Here is a 24,853-nt window from a genome sequence, read left to right on the forward strand (position 1 = left end):
AGTAGAAGATGCCGTTGGCGGTGGGGGGATAGAGGGCGGGGCTCCCGCGGTTTCTGGCTGAACGCTGGGGAGGCCTTCCCTACAGGCGGCGCAACAATTCCCAACAACAGGCCGGTATCGGTTTCGGCCCAGGCCTTCCCGCTCCCCTCGACAAGGCCAGCCAACCCAGATCTCAGCCGACGGCCACGCTCGCAGGGGAGCGCGGGATCCCTTGCAGCAGCCGCTCCATCTCCGCCTGCAAATCCTGGGTTAGAGCTTGTACGGCTTGCCGGCGGTTGGCCTGGTAGGCGGGCCAGCGCTCCGAAACCGAGAGGGGATCGCCGATGCTGAAACGGGCCAGCCGCGGCCCCAACCTGGGGGGGGCAGCGCCGACGGCGTTTTTGCCTTTGATCCAGGCCAACAGGTTCCACAGCCGCAGGGCGGTTTCGGCCAGTTCCTCCAAACTGGGTTGCTCCGGCAGGGGACGCACGGCAAACACCATCAGGGTCTCCACCAGGCGCATGTGCCAGAGGTGGAAGCTGGCCTCAGAGGCGACGCGATTGGCCAACCCCTTCTCCACAGCCGAAAGCGCCGCAATATCAGGGATATCTTCCCGGTAGATCCAGGCCCAGCCTGCCTGTTCGATGCGATGCCGCCGCTCGATCAAGTCTCCCTGGGGCTGCAGGCCAAAGTGCTGCTCGGCCACGCGCAGGGCCAGATCCGATAGGCTTTGCAGACGTGCCAACAGATCCCCTCCCCCTTTCAGGCTGACCCGCGCCGCGTCGGGCAAAGCTGGGGCGTAGAAGCGCTCGTAAAAACGCTCCATCACCTGAATCAGATGCTCGGCCAGGCGGAGCAGGCGGGCCATCAAAAACCCTTTGCCGACATGGGCCGAGCGCGTGGCCGGGAGCTTGCAATCCGCCTCCATGCGGCGGAGCAACCTGTCCAGCGCCAGGCTGGGATCCCTCAAGTAGGAGTAGCGGAGGCCCACCGGCAAGATCAGCACCTCCTCCGGGCGCCCCGCCTTGTGCAGATCCTCCACCGCCCAGAAACTCATTTGGGCCACCCCCGGCTCCAGCGGGTTGAGCAGCCCACTCATGCCGTTGATTGTCCCTTCGGGAGCCACCGCCAGGGGGTACGGGCCTGACACAAACTGCTCGCGAGAGCTCTTCAGCCCTGCCCGATCCAGACGGCCCCGCAAAATCGGGATCCCGCCCAGCCGGGGAAGCCCCCAGCGGCCAATGAAGCCCAGCCATAGGGGCAGGCCGCGGTCGTAGACAAACAAAACATGGGGACGCTGCCGCAGGCGGATCCCCTGTTGTCGAGCTACCTGAGGCAGAAGATGGGAAAACAGGTACATCAAGCAGGGGGGATCGTCGAGGGTGGGGTGGCGAAAGGCTACCAACAGGCGAATCTTGCCTGCCTCAAATTGCTGATAAAGCTGGGCCAAACGCTCGCCCCCCTCCACCTCAACGCGCGGGATCCCCTTGGCCCAGCGCAACCACAAGGGCAAACCCGCTTGCGCCAAACGAACTACCCAAGGCGTCAATCGCGGCGGCAGAAACTTGAGAGGAGGTTGAACAGTCTGGTACATAGGGATCTTCAGATCTAGGGTTGGCGAAGTCAATAAACCCAAGCTTCGGATCCCATCTTAAGGAGGGTTTGGAAGAGAGAAAGCCCTGCAGTGACAGTTTCTCAACTGGATTCCCTTGCCCAACTCCAGAAGAGGTTCAAGCTCCTGTTGTTTTTTTCCTGCGGCTCCGCGTCTTTTTGGGGGCAGCTTCTTCGTTCGAGGTTGAGTCCTCCATCACCTGACCGTTGAGCACTTGCTTGAGGTGAATGTGCTTATAGCCCAACTGAATCTCAAACTCATCGCCGGGCTTGAGATTCATTTTTTCGGTGTAAGCGGACCCGATGATGATCTGACCATTCTTGTGAACGCTCACGCGAAAGGTTGGCTCGCGACCGCGCCTGTCACGCTTGGCAGTTGGACTGAGGCTCAGACCTTTTGCCGCCAGCACCGCATCATAAAACTCATTTAAGTTGACGCGGAGCTTGTTGGTCTTGGTCATGGTTACGTAGCCACAGCGCTTTGCCGTCTCGCGGCGCGGAAGATGGCTCAACGCTTCTACCTTCTGCAGGAGAGCCTTTCCGGTTAAAGGTTGTGGTGGTATGTCCAACATTTTCTAATGCCCTACAGTCCTCTCCAGGATCATAACCTCCTGGCGTACTTCTGCAACCAAAAGTTGGGGACTCTTTTCGAGGCCACATTTTTCTCCTACTACTTGAAGTGGTTCTCTAAAGGAGAAAGGCTCTCCTCAATAGGCGTTCAATCGGTGTTCTTGCCGTGGTAAAAGGTGAGGGGGGAGCAGGGACTCAAGCGCGGAGGGGGGCTGCAGCTTTTGTTTTGATGGCGCCAAAGGCTAGAGAATCGGTATGGCTCTTCGGCGCGCTGGGTGCTTCGGCAGAGAGGCCAGAGGGATCCGCAGAATCGGGGGAAGAGAAGTGGGCCAGGCCAGGATTGGCGATGATAAAGTCGCGCCAACCAGACTAGATCTGTTCCTCCGATTCCCACCCCTCTGCCGCCCTAAACCCCCAAGACAGCTTCTCCGAACTTCAGCAAAAGGGGCTGGAGTTGTTTTGCACAACGGGTCGGAAAGATAGCCAAAGCAAGCCTGCGGCCCAATGCCATCACCTACAGGGCCGGTAAGGGATTTCGGGCTTCTCGGCGGGAGCCGGCGACGCCACGGGCGTTTTTTTTTCGCCGTTCGACGGGCGCGGGCGACGCAGGCCGCTAGCAGCCATTTCAAGACTGGCCGATGGCAGTAAGGGCTGGAGCGAAATGGGAGGGACAACTCAGCCGGATCCCAAGCGCTTGGCCACCTGGGAAGGAAGCTGGGCCAGCGGGATCCCCTCTAGGATCTCTGCCGCAAAGGCGTAGGTGAGGAGTTGCCTGGCCTGGGCTTGGGGAATGCCGCGGCTTTGCAGATAGAAGATCTCTTCCGCCTCCAGTTGGCTGACGGTGGCTCCGTGGGCGCATTTGACGTTGTCGGCAAAGATCTCCAGTTGGGGCCGGGTATCCACCCGCGCCTTGGGGCTCAACAGCAGGTTGCGGTTGGTCTGGGCGGCGTCTGTCAGTTGGGCTGCTTGGCTCACCAGGATCCGCCCGCTGAAGACCGCGCGGGCCGCCTCGTCCACGATGCACTTGTGCAGTTGGCGGCTGCTGCCGTGGGGCGCTTGATGGAGCAAGCGGGAGTGGGTGTCGCTGTGCTGGGATCCCTTCACCAGGGTCAGCCCCTGCAGCTGGGTGTGGGCCTGGGGCTCCACCTGGACAAGCTCCAGGTTGTGGCGGGAAAACTGGGATCCCCACTGGATGGCCTGCAGCCGGTAGTGGCTGTCGCGGCCCTGGCGCACGGCAGTCTGGTTGATGTGAAAAGCCTGGGATCCCTGCCGCTGCAGGATCACATGGTGTAGACGGGATCCTTCGGCCAGGGCGATCTCGGTAACAGCGTTGCCGAAGGGGATCCCTGCCCCCCACGAGACGTGGTCTTCGATGAGGGTGAGGGAGCTGTGGGCCTGCAAAGCCACCAGACAGCGGGGCTGGGCCAGAACCGCCTCTCCTTCAGAGGCCACCGTCACCCAGAGCAGGTGCAAGGGCGGCAAAACTTCCTGCTGGGGTGGCAGCTCGATTTGGATCCCGTCGGCCAGATGGGCGGTGTTGAGGGCGCTGAAGACATCGACCTTGGCGATGGTTTGCAACAATCCAGGGGCAGACTGGCTCAGAGGAGCTATTCGCAGGGCCGACGGCAGGCCGCTCAAGTCAGAAAGCTGGGGGGCAAAGTAGCCGTTGACGAACACCGCATAGCTGTGACGGCTCTCCGGCCACAGCCAGGGCTCCAGGGTGGCCCGCTCCAGACCCAGATCCCCAGGGCCGGCCAGGCGAAAGGCATGGGCCACTAGCGGCGAGAGGTCGCTGTATTTCCAGTCTTCCTCGCGGGGGGTGGGGATCCCCAGCTCCGCCAGTTGGGCGCGGGCCTGCTGCCTCAGGGTGGTATGGGGATCTTCTACCTCCGGGATTTGGCGGAGGAGGTGCTCCAGAAAGGAGTGGCCAAAGCGCTCAGCCCTCTCGGAGGGGTTGCTCATCGCGCCTCCTCCTTGAGCCAGTCGTAGCCCCGCTCTTCCAGCTCCAGCGCCAAGCTCTTGTCCCCGCTAAGGACAATGCGCCCCCCTTCCATCACATGCACATAGTCAGGGGTCACATACTCCAGCAGGCGCTGGTAGTGGGTAATGAGGAGTATGGCCTTCTCGGGGCCAGCTAGCTGGTTGATGCCCTGGGCAACGATGCGCAGCGCGTCGATGTCGAGGCCAGAGTCCGTCTCGTCCAAAATGGCCAGGGTCGGCTCCAGCACGGCCATCTGCAGGATCTCGTTGCGCTTTTTCTCGCCGCCAGAAAACCCCTCGTTGACGGGGCGCTCCAAAAAAGCGGGATCCATCTTGACAATGCTCAGCTTTTCCCGCACGAAGTCGTCAAACTCGAGGGGATCCATTTCCGGCTGATCCCGGTATTTCTGCCGGGCGTTGTAGGCAGCCCGCAGAAAATCCAAGTTGCTCACCCCCGCAATCTCAATGGGGTACTGAAAGGCCAAGAAGATCCCGGCCCAGGCCCGCTCCTCCGGCTCCATGGCCAAGAGATCCTTGCCCAAATAGAGGATCTCGCCCCCTGTTACCCGGTAGTCGGGGTGACCGGCCAAGATCTTGGAGAAGGTGCTTTTCCCAGAGCCATTGGGCCCCATGATGGCGTGGATCTCGCCGGCGCGGATTTCCAAGTTTACCCCCTTGAGGATAGGAGTGCCGTCGATCTCGGCCGTGAGATCGCGAACGGAGAGGATGACAGGGCTGTTTTCCCGGATCATGTCAGCAGTTGCTCTCGAATCGATGACAGCTTGGCGCCTAGGAGTTCCCCCCAGCGCCGCTCCCCAAAATCTAGCTGCGCCAGACCCCTCGGCAATGGACAACAGGCAGGATCCCTTGCCAAGGATCTAGCCAACGGATCCCTCTAGCTTCAGGCTCAGCAGCCGATCCGCCTCGACGGCAAACTCCATCGGCAGTTGGTTGAACACCTCGCGACAGAAGCCGCTGATGATCATGGACACGGCGTCTTCTGTGGAGATACCGCGCGACTGGAAGTAGAACAGTTGCTCTTCTCCGATCTTGGAAGTTGAGGCCTCGTGCTCGACCTTGGCGGTGTGGTTTTGCACCTCGATGTAGGGGAAGGTGTTGGCGCTGCACTGATCCCCAATCAACAGGGAATCACACTGGGAAAAGTTGCGGGCGCCCTCTGCCTTGGGCCCAATTTTCACCAGGCCGCGATAGCTGTTTTTCGAGTGCCCTGCCGAGATGCCTTTGGAGATAATTCTGCTGCGGGTGTTGCGGCCGATGTGGATCATCTTGGTGCCCGTGTCGGCCTGCTGGTAGTGGTTGGTGAGGGCCACTGAGTAGAACTCGCCCACCGAGTTTTCCCCCACCAACACACAGCTTGGATACTTCCAGGTGATGGCCGAGCCGGTCTCCACCTGCGTCCAAGAGATCTTGGAGTTGGCCCCCTGACAGAGGCCGCGCTTGGTCACAAAGTTGTAGATGCCGCCTTTGCCGTTTTCGTCGCCGGCATACCAGTTCTGCACCGTCGAGTACTTGATCTCGGCATTGTCCAGGGCGATCAGCTCCACCACCGCCGCGTGCAGTTGGTTGGTGTCGAACATGGGGGCTGTGCAGCCCTCCAGGTAGCTAACGTAGGATCCCTCGTCGGCAATGATCAGGGTGCGCTCGAACTGGCCCGACTCGCCGTTGTTGATACGAAAATAAGTGGAGAGCTCCATCGGGCAACGCACCCCTTTGGGCACATAGACAAAGGAGCCGTCGCTAAACACCGCCGAGTTCAGCGCCGCGTAGTAGTTGTCGGCAATGGGCACCACCGTGCCCAGGTACTTGCGCACCAGCTCAGGGTACTCCCGCAGCGCCTCCGACATGGAGCAGAAGATGATCCCTTCCTTGGCCAGCTTCTCCCGGAAGGTGGTGGCCACCGAGACGCTGTCGAAAATGGCGTCCACCGCCACGTTGGCCAGCCGCTTCTGCTCTGACAAAGGGATCCCCAACTTCTCAAAGGTTTCCAGCAGCACCGGATCCACTTCGTCCAGGCTTTTCTTCTTCTGCTGCACCTTGGGGGCCGAGTAGTAGACGATGTTCTGGTAGTCGATGGGGGGGTAGGTGACGTTTGGCCAGGTGGGCTCGCTCATCTTCAGCCACTGGCGGTAGGCCCGCAGCCGAAACTCCAGCATGAAGTCCGGCTCCCCCTTCTTGGCCCAAATTTGCCGGATGATGTCCTCGTTTAGGCCTTTGCCGATGGACTCAGAAGGGATGTCGGTAACAAAGCCGTACTTGTAGGGCTGGCTAATGAGGGTGCGGACGCTCGTAGACATGGATGGCTCTTGGTTAGGGACAGGGTCAAGACAGACGGCCAACTAAAACAACACGGTTGTTGCTTAACTAACCCTCAGGTTACTGTAGCAATGATCCCGTTGTCAAAGTAGCTGTGCTGGCAGCGGCAGCCGAGTGAACCCAGTCTAACCAGGAGGGCGAGGGTGGAGAGCGCGCACAAGATCACCGGGCGGTTCACGCAGCCCCTTTCCAGCAAGCAGGCCATCCTAGTCTATTTGCGCAAGGCGGGGCAGGCCACCGCCCAGACTCTGGCAGAGCACTTGGGCATTTCTCCCCAAGCCATTCGCCGCCACCTCAAGGATCTAGAGGCGGAGGGGCTGATCCACCACGTCGCTCAAGCCAGTGGCCTGGGCCGCCCCCAGCACTTCTATCAGCTTAGCCCCCAAGGGGAAGCGCAATTCCCCACAAGCTACGACGAGTTTGCCCTGGGCCTGCTCAATACGCTGGCCGAAACCCTGGGATCCGAACAGATGGGATCCCTGCTCCAGCAGCAGTGGCAGCGCAAAGCCCAAGAGTACCAAGCCCAGATGGGATGCGGATCCCTGGCCAAGCGGCTGGAGCGCTTGGTGCAGTTGCGCCAGGCAGAAGGCTACATGGCGGAGTACTACCCCTACCCCAACCACCTGGCTGCGGCCAGGGCAACAGAAGGCGCTGAGCAGTATGCCGAGCAATACGTATTGGTGGAGCACCACTGCGCCATCGCCCAAATTGCCCAGCGTTTTCCCAGCGTCTGCGGCCACGAGCTGGAGATGTTTGCCGCCGCCCTGCCCGACTGCCGGGTAGAGCGCCTCACCTGGCAGGTGAACGGAGAACACCAGTGCGGCTACTGGATTGCCAGGATGGGATCCCCTCCTAGACCCAGCCACGAGTAGCAGTAGGTGGCGGCTTCGGAAGACAGGCAAGAGCAGCTATAGCTCTGGCCGTGCAAGGGCCATGGGTCAGTTGGCTCAAGTCCGCCTTTGAGCAGTATTTCCTAGCCAAGATGCGCTGGGGGTGGGCGGTGCCTTGGTTTGAGCGCCTCAGTTTGCAGGGGGTGGGGCTCTCATAGAGCCCATCTCCAAGCCATTGGGAGATTTGGTCTTTCCTTAGCCTCTTTCTCTCGTCACTCTCAAGTTACGCCTTGGACACTTGCACTATGGAAACTCAAGTCGGCAGGTTGCACCAACAAAGGTTTTCCGGCTGGAGCTGGGGCCACCTGGGCTGGGCGCTGCTGTTCCTCTCGCTAGGGGGGCTGGGCGGCTGGCTGCTGGGATCCCAAAGCCGGCCCGGTCCAGGGGTAGCCGCTTCGGAGCTTCCCGTCAGCGAGACGGAGTCCTTGGAAACCGCCAAGGCCGCCCCGTTGGCCACGATGGAGGTCAAGCCTCGGGAAATCGGCCAAGAGCGGATTCTGGTGGGCAGCCTAGAGGCTGTGGAGCGCACCTCCCTCAGCAGCCGCATTGTGGGCCGAGTTCTGGAGCTGCCGGTTCAGGAGGGGCAGCAGGTGGCGGCCGGATCCCTGATTGCCCGTCTGGATGTCAGCGATGTGCAGGCCGCCCAGCAACAGGCCCAGGCCCAGCGGCAACAGGCTGAGGCGCAACTGCAGCAGGCCCAAGCAGGCCTTCTGGCCGCCCAGGCAGGGGTGAGGGGAGCGGAAGAAGCCTTGCGCCAGGTGCAAGCCCAGAAGCAGCAGGCGGAAGCGGAGCTGCAGGAGGCCCGTTTGCACCAAGAACGCATGCAGAAGCTGCACGCCGAAGGGGCCGTGGCCCAAGCCCAGGTGGATCAGGCCAATACGCGGGTAGCCGTGCTCTTGGGCCGGCTGGCCCAGCTCGAGGCCGGGATCCAGCAGGCCGAACAGGGATTGACCCAAGCGCGGGCCCAGCTTGCCCAGGCCAAAGGCCGGATCCCTGAGGTGCAGGCGGCCATGGCCCAGGCGCAGGCGGGGGTGGCACAAGCCCAAGCCAACCTGGCCTACGGAACCCTGGTTGCCCCCTTTGCCGGCGTCGTCACCCGCAAGTATGTGGAGGTAGGGGCTTTGGCGGGGCCGGGCCAGCCGATAGTGGAGCTAGAAAGCAGCGAGCGGCTGCGGTTTTCCGTGGCTGTGCCCGAATCGCTGGCCGGCCAGATCCGGGTGGGACAAGGGGTGCCCATCAGCATCGACAGCCTCAACCAAACCGTGGAGGGAGCCATTCGCCAAATCATCCCCAGCGCCGATCCCAGCTCGAGAACCGTGGAAGTCAAGGCGGAGATCCCTCCGCTCCCCGGAGCCATGCCGGGCATGCTGGGCCGTCTGAAGTTGGCAGGAGAAACCCGCCAAGCCCTGCTGCTGCCCCAGACAAGCCTGGTAGAACAGTTCGGCCTGACGGGCGTGTATCGGCTGGCGGACGGCAAGCCGCTGTTTACGCCGGTGGCGGTGGGATCCCGCTATGGGGATCTGGTGGAGATCCACGCCGGGCTGCAGCCTGGAGACGAGGTGATCCAGGAAGCGGCTGCCGTTCGGGCCGGATCCTTCTGAAGCCTGTTTTCTGGGACAGAAGCCCAGAGTCCTGCTGACTGTCTTGGTTTCCGCCGGGCTTGCGGGGCTTTCGCCGCTGCGGCCCTGTCAGGCTGAGGCAGCGGCAGGAAGTTCCTAGTTGCCCTGAAGCTTTTCTCCTCGCACCGCTTGCAACAGCGTCGCAGAGCGATGGCTACGGGGCGGGCAAGCCTCTTGAGCTGGGTGGGGGAAAGCCGTCCTCTGGGCTGCGCCCGGGGAACCCTGGGAGCGACCCAGAACCTGAGCCCGTCTTGGCAAATCCAGTTTCTTTTTGGGTATACTTCCGCTATACTCATCTCGTACAGATTCCGAGTTCCTTCCCCTGAAGATGATCTTGCGCGCTCCCTTTTTTGGCTACTTTACCTTTCCCTGGCAGCGACCAGGGCGGAAGGGTGGCGCGTAAACTATAAAGCCTAGGTTTACCTGAGTCAGTCCTGAAGCCCTGAGCCCAGTGCCAGGGCTTTTTTGATGGCTCGACAGCTCAATCCCTCACTTGCCCATCCCTTGGACACAATGAAGGACAGTTCTATGCCCCCCCAAACCGACAACTGCAACATCCAAGAGGTGACTCCCTTGATTGCCCCTGCTGCTGTCAAGGCCAAGCTGCCGCTGACGGAAACGGCAGCCCAAGTGGTGCTCTCCACGCGGCAGGCCATTCGCGACATCATCCACGGACGGGATCTCCATCGCCTGGTGGTGATCGTCGGCCCCTGCTCCATCCACGATCCGGAAGCGGCCTTGGAGTACGCCCACCGCCTCAAGCGGGTGGCCGACCGAACCCGCGAGCACCTGGTGATCGTGATGCGCACCTATTTTGAGAAGCCGCGCACCACCGTGGGCTGGAAGGGGTTGATCAACGATCCCCACCTGGATGGCTCCTGCGACATTGCCACCGGCTTGCAACTGGCCCGCTCCATCCTGCTGCAGATCAACGAGCTGGGCCTGCCCTGTGCCACCGAGATGCTGGATCCGGTGACCCCTCAATACACCGCAGACCTGGTGAGCTGGGCGGCCATCGGCGCCCGAACCATCGAAAGCCAGACCCACCGGGAAATGGCCAGCGGCCTCTCCATGCCCGTGGGCTTCAAAAACGGCACCGACGGGCGGCTGGAAATTGCCCTCAACGCCATCTTGTCTGCCAGCCACCCCCACAGTTTTCTGGGCATTGGCCAAGACGGCATGACGGCCTTGGTGAAAACCACCGGCAACCCGGATCGGCACATCGTGTTGCGCGGCGGCGGCGGCAGAACCAACTACGGCCCGGAAGATGTGGCGCGGGCGGCGTTGCTGATGAAGGATCAAGGGATCCCGCGCTCGGTGATGGTGGACTGCTCCCACGACAACTCACAGAAGGACTACCGCCGGCAGGGATCCGTCTGTCGGGCGGTGCTACAGCAGTACCAAGCGGGGCAGCGGGCCTTGATGGGGCTGATGCTGGAGAGCAACCTCAACCCGGGCAAGCAAACCTGGCAGGAAGGGGCGCCGCTCCAGTACGGCGTTTCCATTACCGACGGCTGCATTGGCTGGGAAGAGACCGAAGACCTGTTGCAGGAGATGGCGGCGGTCGTAGCAGGGAAAACCTTGGCTCTGAGCCATTGAGGCGGGGGCCAGCCTTCTGAAAAATCCCCGAACTCCCCTCTCCCTCTGGGAGAGGGGCCGGGGATAGGGACAACTGCTGCCAGAGCGTCAGACGGGATCCAAGACTTAGAAAGGGGTACGCCGGCAAAGCTAAGATCCGATTAACCCAGTTCCGTTCCCTGCTCCCGCAGCGGGCAGGGTGGGTCAACCTGGAAGCTGTTGATGCCTGAAACCTCTTCTGACCCTGTGCCGACGCTACAACTGGCCTCGCCGACTTCTGCGGCCTGGATCGACCAAGCCATTCGTCACCTCGACCTTATCTTGTTGGATCACGCCAACTGCGAGAAAAAAGCGGCGGGCAACGCCCTTAGTTTGCTGTTTCGCTACCCGGCCAACGGGCGGCTGGTGGAAGCGCTGTCGCCGCTGGCGCGGGAGGAGCTGCAGCACTTTGAGCGGGTGCATCGCCACCTGCAACGGCTGGGGATCCCGATCAGGCCCCTCTCGGCTGCTCCCTACGCCAGCCGTCTCAACCAGCACCTGCGCCGCTCCGAGCCGGAGCACCTTTTGGACGCTTTGCTGGTGGCCGCCATCATCGAGGCCCGCAGCCACGAACGCCTGGGCCTGCTGGGGATCCACGCCCCCGACCCGGAGCTGCGGCAGTTTTACCTCTGGCTGGCGGCGGCTGAAGAGCGGCACTGGCAGTTGTATCTAGACCTGGCGCTGGAGCAGTTCCCCGCTGACGAGGTGCAGGAGCGGCTGGACACCCTGCTGCAGGTGGAAGCGGAGATTTTATCGACCCTTCACCCTGAGCCTCGTGTCCACAGCTAACCCATCCCCTTCCCGCGCAACCCCCATGTTCCAGGCAACGCGGCGGTGGTTGGCCCTCTGGTACACCGTGGTAACAGGGGTGTTTTTGTTGCTGTTTGCCGGCAGCTTCTACTGGTATGTGCAGTCAACCCTGATCGAGCGGGTGGACGACACGCTGGGCCATGTGGTGGAAATTGTCGAGCGCTCCCTGGTGGTGGACGAGAGCCTCTTGGATCCACAGCAGGCCCGCCAGAGCTTAGAGGCCAGCTTTCGGGATGATCCCAGCACCCTGGAGGACGACCACATCGACCTGGAGTGGTTTGATCCCCAGGGATCCCTCATCTGGTCCACGGTGCCCGGCGGCATCCCTGCCCCCCTGCTGACCGAGGGATCCCTGCACACCGCCCGCATCGCGCCTGGGTATTGGCTGCGCCAGTTCACCGAGCCGATCCTGGCCGGTGGGAAGCTGCTGGGGTATTTGCGGGTCAGCCACCCCTGGTTTGAGGTGAGCAAGCCGACACGCCAGCTCATTCGGGATCTCGGCCTCTGGGTAGTGGCCAGTTTGGCCTGTGTGGGGGGAATCGGCTGGCTGCTCTCCGGTTTGGCCATGCAGCCCATCCGCCAGTCTTACCAGCAGCTCAAGCAATTTACCGCCGATGCCTCCCACGAGCTGCGCAGCCCCTTGGCCAGCATTCAAACCACGGTACAGGTGGCTTTGGCCGATCCGCACCTGGACGCCGACACCCGCCAGCGCTGGCAGATGGTGGAGCGGCTGTGTTTGCGGCTGGGCCGCCTGGTGGACGACCTGCTGTTTCTGGCCCGCCACGACAGCGGCATGGTGCCTTTCCAGCCCCGCTGCTGTGCGCTGGATGCTCTGCTGCTGCAGGTGGTAGAGGAGTTGCAAGGGCTGGCCAACCAGAAAGGGATCCACCTCAAGCTGGACATTGTCACCCCCGACGAGGAAGCAGAGGGCTATCCCTTCGCCTTTTGGGGAGATGAAGACCTGTTGGCCCGCCTGTTCACCAACCTGATCGAAAACGCCCTTCTCCACACTCCCTCTGGCGGCGAGGTGCAGGTGCGCCTTAGGCAGCGGCTGCGCTCCGGATCCCCAGAACTGGTGCTTCAGGTGCAAGATAGCGGGCCGGGGATCCCACCCCAGGCGCTGCCCCACCTGTTCGACCGTTTCTACCGGGTGGATCCGGCCCGCAGCGGGGATCCCAATCGGCGGTCGGGATCGGGTTTGGGGCTGGCCATTGTCAAAAGCATCGCCGAGCAGCATCGGGGGCAGGTGCAGGTGGAGAGCGAGGTGGGGCAGGGATCCACCTTTGAGGTGATTTTGCCCCAGCGACAATTGGAAACTTGCACTCCAGAAACCCTCTGAAAGTGCTCCAGAAAACAGACAATTCTTGGACAGTATGTTAAGTTCAAGCTAAAGTTCAATTGTTCTTTACTTAGAGAGCTTTACTTTGGGGCTTTAGGTCTTTTTTGTGGCCTTCTGTGTTTTCTGTTTGCGGATCTGAGAACTTCTTTTTTTTAAAACTCAGGATAGGCCAGACAAGGCGGAACTGGATCGCAGCTTTTGTTTTCTCTTACCAGTTGTCGGCAGGGTAATAAGCCAACTGATCAAGCCTGTCTATCTACCGGCAAATCCAGAATAGGTTCCTCTCCCTCTCCTTCGGAAAATGTATCGCTTTCAAGTTCGCGCCACCACTCAGCCCGGCGATCGAATTGCCCTGGTGGGATCCAGCCCTCAACTGGGCGCCTGGGATCCCTGCCGCTGTGTTTGGCTGCAGACGGATCCCGATCGCTACCCGCTCTGGTGGGTGGAGTTGCCATTAGGCCCGGCAGATGGCACTTCTAGCCCACTGTCCTCTGGGGAGGGACTCGAAGAAACCCCTCGACTGGAGTACCGGTACCTGCGCGTTCAGGCCGATGGCGAAGTTATTTGGGAAGCCGCCGATAGGAATCGCTGGGTGCCGCTTGAGCCGGAACCTTTGCCGGCAGTTTTGATCGTGGAAGATGGCGAGTTTGGCCGGATCCCTTTCTATCCATACGGCTATTTTGCCTTGCCGGTGAGCGAGCCTGAGCCCGAAGATTGTCCGGGACTGAAGATAGTCGTCTTGGGCAGTTCGGTGGCCCTGGGGTGCAGCGCCTGGCTGTTGCGAGGATGGGCCTGGCTGTTGCAGAAAGCTCTACGAGAACGCTATGGCCATCAAGTGCGGAACCTCTCCGAATTGGGGGCAAACGTCAGCCGAACCCTGGCCCGATTTGAGCAGGTGGTGATCCCTGAACATCCCGATGTCGTTATTGTTGCCTTGTCTTTGGGAAATGAAGGCTTGGCCACGGCTCTGCCGGAGCATCGCCGTGCCGTCCAAAGGCGGTTTGAAAACGGCCTGCAGCGGTTAATTCAGCGAATTCAAGACATTGGAGCCTTGCCAGTTTTGGGAGGGGTTTACCCCCATGCAGACTACGGCCTAGAACAGCATCTGCTTTTGCAGGAAACTCAGCAAAGGATGCTCAGTTGGGGATGCCCCGTGTTCAACTGGCTGCCCATCTTAGACGATGGCCAGGGGCGCTGGAAGCCAGATCTGGCTTTTGACGCGGCCCACCCTAATACCAAGGGGCACCAACTCATGTTTGCGGCTATTGACCTCTCGATTTTTGATCCCAACACTGTGAAGTCAGCCCCCCTAAAGCTGGCATCATCCAAAGAAAAGCTGATTTTTGAGGATCCCTCTGGCTTTTGGGCGGCCTTGGAGGGTCAGAATCGATTCCGCCTTGTTAATATTACTCCTTATGATTACACCTTGACACCGACTTGGCAATCTTTACAAGCTGCTTTTCAAGAAGCTCGACTACAGCCAGGCTTATATATTGGTAAAAGCGGTGAGAAAGGGCAAGATCAACCTTTGTACTCCCTCTCCATTCATGAGAATGGCTTGATTCAAACAACCCTTTCCATTCCCCCAGATGCCGACCTTGTCTTTTCTCCGGCAGCCGATTTTTTCTCTCCGGAATCCTCAGAAATAGTCTTTAGTGACGGGACTCTAACACTCCTCAAACTTAGCTACCCATCCGCCGGCTTGGATCCCAAGCCCCGCCTGTGTGTGATTAACCAAAGCAGCTATGAGTACAACATCCACCCTATGTGGAAAGAAGTGCGGGCTGCCCTCAAAGCTCTGCCAACAGGCGTTTATGAGGATCCCCTCTATCGCGATGCTCCCTTTCGCACGTTGATGATTGGAGAGGGGGGGTTGGAAAGCCGGGTCAAGGCTGCTCCCAACTCGGTCATGCTATTGGAATACACATGCGCCTTATCTGATATTCATCGCGTTGCTGTTGTTCCCCTGGGGGATCGCTGTGCGGTGCGGATGCTGCTCTACAAGTTGGAATACGACGGGCCTGCCTTTCCGTTTGATCTAACCCGCACCAGCAACCTAGCGGATGTAGCCGATATGATCCACCACGAGTTTCAGGGCATGTGGGATCCGCAATATTTGCACTACAGCCCTGAAGACAGGCGAATTTATCACAGCAAGTGGACAGGTCTTTCTTTCGGCCATGAGGTGGAAGAGGGGGAAGACCCCCTGCAGAATATGAATCCAATCCATGAGCGGATGCGGACTCGTTATACAGCTCGCGCCAAGCGCTTTCTATATGTCTTGGAAAAGGCGGACAAGATCTTGTTCGTGCGCACAGGCGGCTGTCAGCGGGGCGCGGTGATCGACTTGATGGATAAATTGTCCGCTAAGCGAAAGGGCAAGCCCTTCCTACTCCTTATCATTTCCCCTCAGCCTTCAGAGGAGTTTGCCGGGATCCCCAATGTCATCCACTACGATATGGAGTTCAACCCCGACCGCATGTGTGCGGATCCCGAGCATTGGCGGTACTGCACAGAGATCATGAGAGAGATCCTCCATTCTCTGGGAGTTTCCAGCCGCAATCTTTTCTGGTGTCCTCCCCAGCCGGCTTAATTGCCTGAGATCCTACCTAGAATGCGATGCCGGTAGGATCCTGCTCTGCCCTACCTCAGCGGTGTTTGCTTGGCACAGAAAGAGCATCAGCCCAGAGGATCAGCCTTGCTTGTAGGTTTAGCCAAATCCCATCGTTCATTCGCAATAAAAATACGATATACAAGCCCAATATAAACAAAATGCACAAGTTCCCTAACCATTTGTAGGTCTGGATAATTTGGTCGGCACTCCAGCCAAAATCATCAACCAAGCGGTTCATATCCCCACCAGCATCCCCCTGGCCACACAGCAGAGTTCCCCACGGGATCGGAGCTAGCCCTTTTTGGATTCTGTGCCATTGCCAAAAGCTTCTCCAGAGGCTGCTGGCTGCAACTCCCAGAACGACGAATCGCCAAAAGTCCCACCGCCAGCGATCTGGCAAGCGAAGATAAAAGCAGGCCATCAAGAAGGTGCTGATGTAAAACTCGCCGCCCACGCCGCCAAAGGTAATTAGCATTTCTTTGGTGCGATTGGGCATTAGCCAGGTCATATAAAACTGCAGCAGCGCAAGAACAACAACCAATGCCTGTAGCCATCGAATCCGCTCCTTGCGGGTCGACCAGAATAGCAAGCTCAGCAAAAAGAGGATCCCAAAGTACACAAAGGGATCCTTTTCCGGACTGATGCTGGTCCAGCCAAAAGGTAAGGGCAAAGCTCGATGCCCGCTCCACCAGGCAATGCTGGCATGGCCCAGCTCGTGAATCCAAATGTGCCAAGGCAAATGTAACAACTCCAATAGGGCAATGCTGTTTACCAGCAGGGCTACCACAAATGCAACTGGGTAAGCCCAGATATTTATCGCCCAGCTATCAAAAGAAAACCGATCCCATCGCTTTTGGGATCTCAAACGCAGGCTGCGCTGCCAAAGCAACTGAGAGCCACAGAAAGCGCGGATTTCCAATTGCTCTAGGCGTGGAATCCGCAGTTGCTTCACCATCAAAAACAGCCGGGCCACAACAACCGGCGGAGAGGGGCTTTGGGACGGGGATCCCAGCAGGTCGATGCGCAAGGTGTTGTCGGCAAGATACACTTGCGCGGGCCAGCGCCACTTCAGGAGCTCTGCCCGAACCACCCGCAGGATCGCTTGGCTGTCCCCAGCGCGGGCCAGGGGGAGGGGATCAGGTAGGGGGGACATCCACACTCCAGAGGCAGGACGAGGATCCCTACCCATTGTGGCCTGGGCCGACTGGCAACGGCGAAATTGCGCTCCCTCTCAGGCCGCTCTGGGGGGAGCTTGGTATAGTTGAGGGCAGCAGGTGTGCCGGAGTGGGTGCAATTCATGCCTGGATTGGAACGGGAGCCCAAACTGTCTAGGCAGAGCTCTCTGTGGGGGGCAACGCTGCTGCTGGGCTTGGCCGGAGCAGGTTTATTTTCCCCCTTGCCCGCTCAAGCAGAGCTGACCGCCGTTCCTGGCTTGTCTCGCATCGAGAGTTGGCACTACGACCCGCAGCGGGGATGGCTAGAGGTCAACACCCAGGGAGAGGTGCGTCCTTTTCTGTTTGTGCTGCAAAACCCTCCTAGGGTAGTGCTGGATTTTCCCAACACTCTCTTTGGGCGGGAGCCCCAAACCCAGACCTTTCCGGGGCGGGTTACCTCGTTGGAGATCAAACAGTTCACCCCAACGATCACTCGCTTTGTGCTGCACCTGCAGCCGGATCAGCCTCTCAGCCTCGACCAACTGCAACTGCTCACGGCTGGTCCCTCCCGCTGGGCTGTCCAGTTCCTCCAACCCGAGCAGCCCTTGCCCGCAGCAGCACCGCTATTTCCCTCGGCAGCCGGCCCCAGGGATCCCATCTCACCGTCCCCGCCGCTGCCCCGCCGCCCCGAAGCCAGCCCACTCTCTCCTCCTGCAACCTCCCCTTCCAGCCATCGGATCTTGGCCATTTCTCCGCAAGCGGAGGGCTTTTTCATCCGCACTCAGGGTAGCCCTTCCACCACGGTGCGGCGCATCCTCGATCCGGATCGAGTGGTGGTGGATTTTCTCAACACCACCCTCAGCCCCGCCCTCACCCAGCGGGTCTATACCGTCAACCGCCTGGGGGTTTCGCGGCTGCGGGTGGGGCAATTCGAGCCCACCATCGCCCGCGTGGTCTTGGATGTGGATCCTTCCAGTGGCGACTGGGAGGCCCGCTACGACCCGCAGCAGGGAGGAATCTGGATCCAGCCCGCCGGGGGTGCTGCCCAGGCCAGCCTTCTGCCCGATCTCAGCTCTGCCGACTCCCAAGGGCCCCTGGCTACCTTGCGCTCTGTGGAGCTGCGGGGGAATCAGCTCATCATCAGCGCCGATGGGTTCATGTTCTACCGGGCCGGCTGGGATCCGGAAAGCGGCGGCTACCGCATCAACGTGGCACCGGCCCGCCTACCCGAGTCCTTGCCGGATCCCGGCTTGCCAATTGGAGGGCCGGTGCAGCGGATCCGCTTTGTGCAGGAAGATGCCCGCACGGTCAGCATTCTGGTGCAACCTGCCGAAGAGTTCAACGTCTTTGAGCCCAATCCCGGCCAGGGATCCCGCCGCATCACCCTGGAGCTGCGCCCCCTCCACGCTCCGCCGTCCGCACCCCAGCCGCAACCGCCTGCCCAAGCTTCCCTTCCTTCCCGCCGGGGCCGGACGGTCATCGCCATCGATCCAGGCCACGGCGGACGGGATCCCGGTGCCATTGGGGTGGGTGGGATCCAGGAAAAGGACATCGTGCTCTCCGTTTCCCACCAGGTACGACACCTGTTGCAAGAGCGGGGGTATGAGGTGGTGATGACCCGCACCGACGACCGGGAAGTGCTGCTGCAGCCGCGGGTGGATATGGCCGTGCAGGCCAACGCCACTCTGCTGGTGAGCATCCACGCCAATGCTCTAGAGCGCTCCAGCATCCACGGCATTGAGACCTACTACCTGCGGCCCGACAGCGCCGAGCTGGCTGTGGTCTTGCACCGCAGCTTGGTGAGGGCCAGCGGCGCCGCCGACCGGGGGGTGCGACGGGCCCGCTTCTTCATGGTGCGGGAAACGCCGGTGGGCATGCCTTCGGTGCTGCTGGAGCTGGGGTATGTAACCAACCCAACCGAAGGGCGAAAGTTGGCTACCCCCGAATACCAGGCCATTTTGGCGCGGGCCATTGCCGAGGGCATCGAGGCCTTTCTGCGTAGCCGCCAAAGATAGGGACTCGGTCGGATCTTTGGTTTGAGCCGTTCGCCCCTACGGCCCACTCCGTGAAGGGACGAAGTCCCAGGGTAGGGAAGCTGTCGCCGAGACTCTCGGAAGCAGGGTAGGATACAGCAGCTTCAGCCAAGGTGTTGAGGAGAACGGAGCATGCGTTGGGAGTGGGGATCAGATCCGGATCCCAGTTGGCCAATTGGGGTGTTTGACAGTGGCTTGGGCGGGCTCACCGTCTGGCGGGCCCTGCGCCGTCGCTTGCCCCAGGAGCGCCTTGTCTACTTTGCCGACACGGCGCGGCTGCCCTATGGGGATCGCTCCGCCGAGGAGATCTTGACTTTTGTGCGGCAGATCCTCCGCTGGATGCAGGCGCAGCCGGTGAAGGTGGTGGTGATGGCCTGCAACACCAGCTCGGCGCTGGCCCTGGAGCAGGTGCAGCAGGAGTTTGCCCTGCCCATTCTGGGGCTGATCCTGCCCGGCGCCCAGGCGGCCCTGGCCCAGGGATCCCGCATTGGGGTCATTGCCACGGCAGCCACGGTCAAAAGCCGCGCCTACTCCAAGGCCATTCAAGAGTACAGCGCCCTGGATCCCCGGCGCTTTCCCCAACCTGTCCAGTGCTGGGAGCAGGCCTGCCCGGAGTTCGTCCCCCTCATCGAAGCCGGCCAGTTGGACGGCCCCGAGCTGCGCCAAGCGGCTGAACGCTATTTGCAGCCGCTCCTGCAACAGGGGATCGACACCCTCGTCTACGGCTGCACCCACTACCCGCTGCTGGATCCTCTCCTGAAGTCCTTGCTGCCCTCTTCGGTCAGACGGGTGGATCCCGGCGTGGCGCTGGTGGGATCCCTGGCCCGGGAACTCAGCCTCTGGGGCCTGCGCCGACCCTCAACTGCTAGCCAGGCAGAACCTCACCGCTTCTATGTGAGTGGGGATCCGGAGCGGTTTGCCCAGTTGGCCACTCCTTGGCTGGGCTTTCGACCCCAGGTGGAACGGGTGGAATGGCCGGCCTTGGACGTCAACAACTCCCGCCGGCCCTAGGCGAGAGCAGCAGGCCAGCCCAGGCAAATTGGCCCTACTTGCCCCCCTGTTGCTGCAGCGATCCCACAGGTTCCCTGCCTGCAGCCAGGTCGACACGGAGCAAGGGACAGGGAAAGGCCCTTTGGGTGGCTTTGGAATTGGAAGAGTGCAAGGTTGCCCAGGGCCTGGCCGATTCTCCTTAACTTGATAACCCCGAGTTAGCTCTGGTATGCTTTAGGCGAGATTCGGCTGGGGGGAGGGGATCTATGGCGGCACGGGTGGGTATCAACGGTTTTGGCCGCATTGGGCGTTTGGTGCTGCGGGCGGCTTGGGGTTGGCCGGAGCTGGAGTTTGCCCACATCAACGAGATCAAAGGTGGGCCTGCTACTGCGGCTCACCTGCTCAAGTTCGACTCAGTGCAGGGCCGCTGGAACACCGACATCGAGGCATCTGAGCAACGGCTGCGCATCCAAGACAAAACCCTTACCTTCAGCGAGTTCAAATCTCCCGGCGAAGTCCCTTGGGCGGATCTGGGGATCGACCTGGTGCTGGAGTGCTCGGGCAAATTCGTCAAGGCGGCAGAGCTGGATGCCTACTTCAAAGCAGGGGTGCGCAAAGTCATTGTGGCTGCCCCCGTCCAGGATGAAGAGGCCCTCAACATCGTCATGGGCGTCAACGACCACCTCTACGACCCCGCTCGCCACCATTTGCTCACAGCCGCCTCCTGCACCACCAACTGCCTGGCCCCCTTGGTAAAGGTCATCCACGAGGGGATCGGCATCCTGCACGGAGTGATCACCACCGTCCACGACGTCACCAATACCCAAAGTATGGTGGATGCCCCCCACAAAGACCTGCGGCGGGCCCGCTCGGCTCTGCTGTCTTTGGTGCCCACCACCACCGGCTCGGCCAAGGCCATCGGCCTCATCTACCCTGAGCTGAAGGGAAAGCTCAACGGCCTTGCCGTGCGCGTGCCCCTGCTCAATGCCTCTTTGACCGACGCGGTGTTCGAGGTAAAGCGGCCCACCACGGTGGAAGAGGTGAATCATCTCTTAAAAACGGCAGCCGAGGGGGAACTCAAGGGCATCCTTGGCTATGAGGAGCTGCCGCTGGTCTCGGTGGATTTCAAGGGGGATCCCCGCTCCAGCATTGTGGATGCCCCTTCCACCATGGTGGTAGATGGCACGCAGGTGAAGATCCTGGCCTGGTACGACAACGAATGGGGCTACGCCAACCGCATGGCGGAATTGGCCCGCAAGGTGGCCCTCAGTTTATAGAAGCGTTTTTTGAAGCATCCCCCTTGGAGGCCTGCCCATGACTGCTGTCTCGAGCGCCCAAGCTGCCGCCGTGCGCAACTATGCCCTGGTAACGGCTGCCTACTGGGGCTTTACCCTCACCGACGGCGCCATCCGCATGTTGGTGCTGCTCCACTTCCACAAGTTGGGCTTCACCCCGATTCAGATTGCCATGCTGTTTCTCTTCTACGAGATCTTTGGGGTGATCACCAACTTTCTGGGCGGCTGGATTGGATCCCTGTTTGGCCTGCGGCTGACGCTGTACGGGGGCATCGCCATCCAGATCTTCGGCTTGGTGATGCTGGGGGTGATCAACCTGCAATGGCCGGTCTGGGGCCAGGTGGCCTATGTGATGACGGCCCAAGCCCTGGCCGGGATCGCCAAAGATCTCACCAAGATGAGCTCCAAAAGCGCCATCCGCCTGGTGGTGCCCAAGGAGGCCGAGTCCCGCCTCTTCCGCTGGGTGGCCATGCTGACGGGATCCAAAAACGCCCTCAAGGGGGTAGGGTTTTTCGTCGGGGCGGCCCTGCTGCAGATCTTCACTGAGATCTACGGGGATCCCATGGGCTTCCGCATGGCCAATTTCGTCCAGGCGGGGGCGCTGGCTTTGATCTTCTGTTCCGGGATCCTGCTGCCGGCGGACATGGGCAAGGTCAAGGCCAAGATCCCCTTCAAGCGGCTGTTTTCCAAAAGCCGCGAGATCAACCTCCTCTCAGCCGCCCGCTTTTTCCTCTTTGGGTCGCGCGATGTGTGGTTTGTGGTGGCCCTGCCGGTGTTCCTCTACGACAGCCTAGGCTGGAGCTTTATGCAGGTGGGCAGCTACATGGCCCTCTGGGTCATTGGCTATGGGATCATCCAGTTCCTGGCGCCCCAGCTCCTGGGAGGAGGTCGCCCGGGTCGCGCCCCCAAGGCCCGCACCATCCAGATCTGGACGTTCACCTTGACGGCGGTGCCGGCACTCATTGCTACCGCTTTTATGGCCGGCCTGCCGCCGCAATGGGTGGTTACCGGCGGCCTCATCCTCTTCGGGATCGTCTTTGCCTTCAACTCGGCGGTGCACTCCTATCTGGTACTGGCCTACACAGAGGATGACGATGTCGCCCTCAACGTGGGCTTTTACTACATGGCCAACTCCGGTGGGCGCCTGCTGGGGACGGTGACTTCGGGGATCCTCTTCCAGCTTTACGGTCTGGAGGGCTGCCTCTGGTTTTCCACCCTGTTGATTTTGATGGCAGGGCTGTTTTCGCTGAAATTGCCCGATCCCAGCAAAACCCCCGTGGAGTGGGTGGTTAAGCCGGGGGATTGAGGTGTTAGTCAAGCAGGGCCAGGTTATCCCGGTGAACCGCTGTATCGACTCCCTCGTAGCCCAAGATGTAGGGGATCTCGGCGGTTTTCTTGCCTTTGATCCGCCGCAGTTCCTCGGCGCTGTAGTTGACTAGGCCCCGCCCCACCTCTCGCCCGCTGGGATCGCACAGGCGCACGGCTGCCCCTGCCTCAAAGTCGCCAGAAACGTCGGTGATCCCTGCCGGCAGCAGCGAGCGCCCCTGCTCACAGACTGCCCTTACAGCTCCCTCATCCAGAGTCAGGGATCCCTCGGGGATGAGGCCGTAGGCAATCCACCGCTTGCGAGCACTAACGGGCTGGGGAGCTGGCTCAAAGCGGGTGCCGATGGGCTCTCCGGCCAAGATGGCCGGGATCTGATCGGGCCGTTTGCCGTTGGTGATCACCACCGTCACGCCGGCGGCTGTGGCGATTTGAGCCGCCGTGAGCTTGGTGGCCATGCCGCCCGTGCCCCAGCCACTTTTGCCTTGGGCTTCCGCCTTTATCTGCAGCGGCATCCCGCGCCACACCCGTTCGATCGGCTCGGCGGAGGGGTCCCGATGGGGATCCGCCGAATAGAGCCTGTCCACGTCGGTGAGCAGGATCAGCCACTTGGCCTGTACCATGCTGGCCACGAGGGCAGAGAGGGAATCATTGTCACCAAACTTCAGCTCCTCCACTGCCACCGTATCGTTCTCGTTGACGATAGGGATAACCCCCATCTGCAACAGCTGGGCAAAGGTGCGATTGGCATTGACATAGCGGCTGCGCTCCACAAAGTCGCCGCGGGTAAGCAGCACCTGAGCAATGGGTTGGTTGAGAGCAGAGAAGAGATCATCGTATAGGCGAATTAGCCGTCCCTGCCCCACTGCTGCCACCGCCTGTTTTTCTGCAATTGCCGTGGGTCGTTGGCGCAGGCCCAGGCGGGCACAGCCTACCCCTACCGCTCCGGAGGAGACAAGGATTACCGCATAGCCCTGGCTGCGCAGCCGAGTCAGCACCTCCACCAGCGGCCCCAGCACGGAAAGGCGCAGCGAGCCCGTCTGCATGTCTGTCAAGCTGGAGGTGCCGATCTTCACCACCACTGTTCCCTCTGTTGCTGCCATCTTCTCATTCGATCCACTTGTTCGATCCAGCCAGGGTTCCCCATCCGTATCCCACCATAGCGGAACCGGGGCCCTTGCTTGCCCTCAGAGTCGCTGCAGGGGACAATAGAGGAAAGCAATAAATCTGCCTCAAGGTCTCTCTTTCTCTGCCTGTGAACCCTGTTCGTACCCTCTCCGCCACCAAAGCGGCCTTTTTCAGCGCCTACCCTCGTCCGATCAACGCCGCCTACCGGCGAGTGGTGGAGGAGTTGCTGGTGGAGCTGCACCTGACCACCGTCAACAGCGCCTTCGTCTACGATCCTTTTTTTGCCCTGGGTCTGGTTACTCTCTACGACAGCCTGATGGAAGCCTACCATCCCCCAGAGCAGCGCGAGGCCATCTTCAACGCCCTCTGCAAGGCGCTGCACCTGAAGCCGGAGGTGTTGCGCAAGAACGCCCGCGACCTGCTGGAGCTGATGCGCAGCGGGGATCCCGTCCAGCGATACAACCTGCTCTGTCTCAAGCCGGAGGCAGAAGATGTGGGCGGGCTGAAGGCGATTTTGCAGCGCATGACCCAGCCCCCCTACGCCTACAGCCGAGTTTTGGCGGTTGGCCTCTACACGGCCTACGAAGCGGTGGCCACCTCGCTCTACAAGGAGCCGGAAGAGCGCACCCGCCACTTTCTGGAGGACGTGATCGGCAACCTACCCTTTTCGCCGGAGCGAGTCAAAAAAGATCTGGAGCTTTACCGCAGCAACTTGGATCGCCTGAAGCAGGCGCGGGCCATCGTCGAGGAGATGGTGAAAGCGGCCCGGCGCCAACAGGAGCGCCGCCAATCCACCGCCTCGCTGCCCGAGACTCCCGCCGCCGATCGCAGGGAGTCCAGCGGCTAAAACCCCCTAGACCAAATAGGGGGCCCACCTGTCCACCACCTCAGGCGAGCCGTACCAGCGCCGCCCGCCTCGACCAGAATGGTGACAGTCGGGAAGGGTGAGGTTGATGGCCCCTGGCAGATGGGCGGCCTCGATGGGGGTGATGCCATCTCCCCACAGCTCCCCTTGGCCGGCGGTAAGCCGGTAGCTGTTGTAGGCCAGCCAAGCCAGATAATGCTCCTGCCGCCATAGCGATCCCAGGCCCACGCGCCGCCCTTGGATGGCCTTGCCCGCCACACAGACGTATTTGACCTGTGGCCAGAAGGCTCCCGGGTAGTGGGTGTTAACGAAGTCCAGGTTGCGCCTTGTCCAGCGCTCCCGGCTGGTGTGCGGGGATCCCAGGCTAATTAGGGTGGAAACGTGCTCCCGCCCCTGCCAGACCTGCCCCCCGTAGGGCACGGATCCCAGGTAGATGCGGGCAATCCAGCCGCCCGCGGAGTGGGCCACCAGGTTAACCCGGTCCACTTCAAACTCGGCTTGGGTACGCCGAATCGTGGCCTGCAGCGCCTGCAAGATGGGCGTGACGGGCCTTCCTCCCAGGGTAGGCAGCCAACTGCGCACCTGCAGCGGCACCACCCGAGCCGGGTAACCGCGGGCCTCCAGCTCCCGACGCAAAGGCTCATACTCAGAGGCGCCCGCCAGATAACCGGGCAAGATCACCGTGGGCAGAGCAGCCATGGG

Annotated in this window: 19 protein-coding genes; 11 read left to right on the forward strand and 8 right to left on the reverse strand. The window is 61.0% G+C overall.

Features of this window, described 5'->3' with window-relative positions; translation table 11 throughout:
* Positions 1-172: 172 nt before the first annotated feature.
* The 5 genes from NW848_RS17160 to sufB all read right to left on the reverse strand — a co-directional run bounded on the left by NW848_RS17160 (position 173) and on the right by sufB (position 6,455).
* Positions 173-1,573: a 1-acyl-sn-glycerol-3-phosphate acyltransferase gene (locus NW848_RS17160; RefSeq protein ID WP_011431009.1), complete on the reverse strand. Its 1,401-nt coding sequence runs from the start codon at positions 1,571-1,573 to the stop codon at positions 173-175.
* Positions 1,574-1,709: 136 nt separating this feature from the next.
* A complete protein-coding gene (locus NW848_RS17165; protein WP_011431008.1) occupies positions 1,710-2,162 on the reverse strand; it encodes an AbrB family transcriptional regulator in 453 nt (150 codons plus the stop codon).
* Positions 2,163-2,835: 673 nt separating this feature from the next.
* Positions 2,836-4,122 carry a Fe-S cluster assembly protein SufD gene (gene sufD / locus NW848_RS17170; protein ID WP_099812916.1) on the reverse strand — a complete coding sequence of 429 codons (1,287 nt, stop codon included), beginning with the start codon at positions 4,120-4,122 and terminating at the stop codon, positions 2,836-2,838.
* Positions 4,119-4,892: a Fe-S cluster assembly ATPase SufC gene (gene sufC, locus NW848_RS17175; protein WP_414508265.1), complete on the reverse strand. Its 774-nt coding sequence runs from the start codon at positions 4,890-4,892 to the stop codon at positions 4,119-4,121. Before sufC ends, sufD begins: the two co-directional genes overlap by 4 nt.
* A gap of 126 nt (positions 4,893-5,018) precedes the next feature.
* Positions 5,019-6,455, reverse strand: a complete 1,437-nt coding sequence (gene sufB, locus NW848_RS17180; RefSeq protein ID WP_414346244.1) for a Fe-S cluster assembly protein SufB — start codon at positions 6,453-6,455, stop codon at positions 5,019-5,021.
* 162 nt (positions 6,456-6,617) lie between these two features.
* Between sufB and sufR the strand changes: the two genes are divergently transcribed.
* The 6 genes from sufR to NW848_RS17210 all read left to right on the forward strand — a co-directional run bounded on the left by sufR (position 6,618) and on the right by NW848_RS17210 (position 15,342).
* Entirely contained in the window at positions 6,618-7,346 is a 729-nt protein-coding gene (sufR, locus tag NW848_RS17185; protein ID WP_011431002.1) for an iron-sulfur cluster biosynthesis transcriptional regulator SufR, read from the forward strand.
* Positions 7,347-7,609: 263 nt separating this feature from the next.
* Positions 7,610-8,965, forward strand: coding sequence for an efflux RND transporter periplasmic adaptor subunit (locus tag NW848_RS17190; RefSeq protein ID WP_099883714.1), 1,356 nt, complete (start codon positions 7,610-7,612; stop codon positions 8,963-8,965).
* A gap of 546 nt (positions 8,966-9,511) precedes the next feature.
* The gene (locus tag NW848_RS17195; protein WP_011431000.1) at positions 9,512-10,582 is read left to right on the forward strand and encodes a 3-deoxy-7-phosphoheptulonate synthase; all 1,071 of its coding nucleotides are present in this window, start codon (positions 9,512-9,514) and stop codon (positions 10,580-10,582) included.
* Positions 10,583-10,783: 201 nt separating this feature from the next.
* Positions 10,784-11,389, forward strand: a complete 606-nt coding sequence (locus NW848_RS17200; RefSeq protein ID WP_011430999.1) for a tRNA-(ms[2]io[6]A)-hydroxylase — start codon at positions 10,784-10,786, stop codon at positions 11,387-11,389.
* A gap of 25 nt (positions 11,390-11,414) precedes the next feature.
* Positions 11,415-12,749 (forward strand): sensor histidine kinase, encoded by a 1,335-nt coding sequence (locus NW848_RS17205; RefSeq protein WP_414511370.1) that lies wholly within the window; start codon positions 11,415-11,417, stop codon positions 12,747-12,749.
* A 301-nt stretch (positions 12,750-13,050) separates the two neighbouring features.
* Positions 13,051-15,342 carry a DUF1796 family putative cysteine peptidase gene (locus NW848_RS17210; RefSeq protein WP_414346236.1) on the forward strand — a complete coding sequence of 764 codons (2,292 nt, stop codon included), beginning with the start codon at positions 13,051-13,053 and terminating at the stop codon, positions 15,340-15,342.
* Between the two features lie 55 nt (positions 15,343-15,397).
* On the opposite strand, the gene NW848_RS17215 is transcribed toward NW848_RS17210, so the two are convergent.
* Positions 15,398-16,390, reverse strand: coding sequence for a hypothetical protein (locus NW848_RS17215; RefSeq protein WP_240527936.1), 993 nt, complete (start codon positions 16,388-16,390; stop codon positions 15,398-15,400).
* 270 nt (positions 16,391-16,660) lie between these two features.
* Here NW848_RS17215 and NW848_RS17220 point away from each other — a divergent pair, with 270 nt between their 5' ends.
* From NW848_RS17220 to arsJ, 4 genes are all read left to right on the forward strand, one after another.
* Positions 16,661-18,532: an N-acetylmuramoyl-L-alanine amidase gene (locus NW848_RS17220; RefSeq protein WP_011430995.1), complete on the forward strand. Its 1,872-nt coding sequence runs from the start codon at positions 16,661-16,663 to the stop codon at positions 18,530-18,532.
* A gap of 150 nt (positions 18,533-18,682) precedes the next feature.
* On the forward strand, positions 18,683-19,561 hold the full coding sequence (murI, locus tag NW848_RS17225; RefSeq protein ID WP_011430994.1) for a glutamate racemase: 879 nt from the start codon (positions 18,683-18,685) through the stop codon (positions 19,559-19,561).
* A 245-nt stretch (positions 19,562-19,806) separates the two neighbouring features.
* Positions 19,807-20,817, forward strand: coding sequence for an ArsJ-associated glyceraldehyde-3-phosphate dehydrogenase (locus NW848_RS17230; protein ID WP_011430993.1), 1,011 nt, complete (start codon positions 19,807-19,809; stop codon positions 20,815-20,817).
* A 37-nt stretch (positions 20,818-20,854) separates the two neighbouring features.
* The gene (arsJ, locus tag NW848_RS17235) at positions 20,855-22,141 is read left to right on the forward strand and encodes an organoarsenical effux MFS transporter ArsJ (RefSeq protein WP_011430992.1); all 1,287 of its coding nucleotides are present in this window, start codon (positions 20,855-20,857) and stop codon (positions 22,139-22,141) included.
* Between the two features lie 4 nt (positions 22,142-22,145).
* On the opposite strand, the gene proB is transcribed toward arsJ, so the two are convergent.
* Positions 22,146-23,261 (reverse strand): glutamate 5-kinase, encoded by a 1,116-nt coding sequence (proB, locus tag NW848_RS17240; RefSeq protein WP_414511371.1) that lies wholly within the window; start codon positions 23,259-23,261, stop codon positions 22,146-22,148.
* Positions 23,262-23,413: 152 nt separating this feature from the next.
* Here proB and psb29 point away from each other — a divergent pair, with 152 nt between their 5' ends.
* Positions 23,414-24,133, forward strand: coding sequence for a photosystem II biogenesis protein Psp29 (gene psb29, locus NW848_RS17245; RefSeq protein WP_011430990.1), 720 nt, complete (start codon positions 23,414-23,416; stop codon positions 24,131-24,133).
* Positions 24,134-24,139: 6 nt separating this feature from the next.
* On the opposite strand, the gene NW848_RS17250 is transcribed toward psb29, so the two are convergent.
* Positions 24,140-24,850, reverse strand: coding sequence for an esterase/lipase family protein (locus NW848_RS17250; protein WP_011430989.1), 711 nt, complete (start codon positions 24,848-24,850; stop codon positions 24,140-24,142).
* Positions 24,851-24,853: the final 3 nt, after the last annotated feature.

This window comes from Synechococcus sp. RC10A2, from assembly GCF_047502605.1.

What these genes read in the sequence shown, in the direction of transcription:
- NW848_RS17205 (WP_414511370.1), top strand. Translation starts at nt 11,415, where the DNA reads ATGTTCCAGGCAACGCGGCGGTGGTTGGCCCTCTGGTACACCGTGGTA.
- NW848_RS17195 (WP_011431000.1), top strand. Translation starts at nt 9,512, where the DNA reads ATGCCCCCCCAAACCGACAACTGCAACATCCAAGAGGTGACTCCCTTG.
- sufC (WP_414508265.1), bottom strand. Translation starts at nt 4,892, where the DNA reads ATGATCCGGGAAAACAGCCCTGTCATCCTCTCCGTTCGCGATCTCACG.
- NW848_RS17190 (WP_099883714.1), top strand. Translation starts at nt 7,610, where the DNA reads ATGGAAACTCAAGTCGGCAGGTTGCACCAACAAAGGTTTTCCGGCTGG.
- NW848_RS17230 (WP_011430993.1), top strand. Translation starts at nt 19,807, where the DNA reads ATGGCGGCACGGGTGGGTATCAACGGTTTTGGCCGCATTGGGCGTTTG.
- NW848_RS17220 (WP_011430995.1), top strand. Translation starts at nt 16,661, where the DNA reads ATGCCTGGATTGGAACGGGAGCCCAAACTGTCTAGGCAGAGCTCTCTG.
- arsJ (WP_011430992.1), top strand. Translation starts at nt 20,855, where the DNA reads ATGACTGCTGTCTCGAGCGCCCAAGCTGCCGCCGTGCGCAACTATGCC.
- sufB (WP_414346244.1), bottom strand. Translation starts at nt 6,455, where the DNA reads ATGTCTACGAGCGTCCGCACCCTCATTAGCCAGCCCTACAAGTACGGC.
- NW848_RS17210 (WP_414346236.1), top strand. Translation starts at nt 13,051, where the DNA reads ATGTATCGCTTTCAAGTTCGCGCCACCACTCAGCCCGGCGATCGAATT.
- proB (WP_414511371.1), bottom strand. Translation starts at nt 23,261, where the DNA reads ATGGCAGCAACAGAGGGAACAGTGGTGGTGAAGATCGGCACCTCCAGC.
- murI (WP_011430994.1), top strand. Translation starts at nt 18,683, where the DNA reads ATGCGTTGGGAGTGGGGATCAGATCCGGATCCCAGTTGGCCAATTGGG.
- NW848_RS17200 (WP_011430999.1), top strand. Translation starts at nt 10,784, where the DNA reads ATGCCTGAAACCTCTTCTGACCCTGTGCCGACGCTACAACTGGCCTCG.
- NW848_RS17250 (WP_011430989.1), bottom strand. Translation starts at nt 24,850, where the DNA reads ATGGCTGCTCTGCCCACGGTGATCTTGCCCGGTTATCTGGCGGGCGCC.
- NW848_RS17165 (WP_011431008.1), bottom strand. Translation starts at nt 2,162, where the DNA reads ATGTTGGACATACCACCACAACCTTTAACCGGAAAGGCTCTCCTGCAG.
- NW848_RS17160 (WP_011431009.1), bottom strand. Translation starts at nt 1,573, where the DNA reads ATGTACCAGACTGTTCAACCTCCTCTCAAGTTTCTGCCGCCGCGATTG.
- sufD (WP_099812916.1), bottom strand. Translation starts at nt 4,122, where the DNA reads ATGAGCAACCCCTCCGAGAGGGCTGAGCGCTTTGGCCACTCCTTTCTG.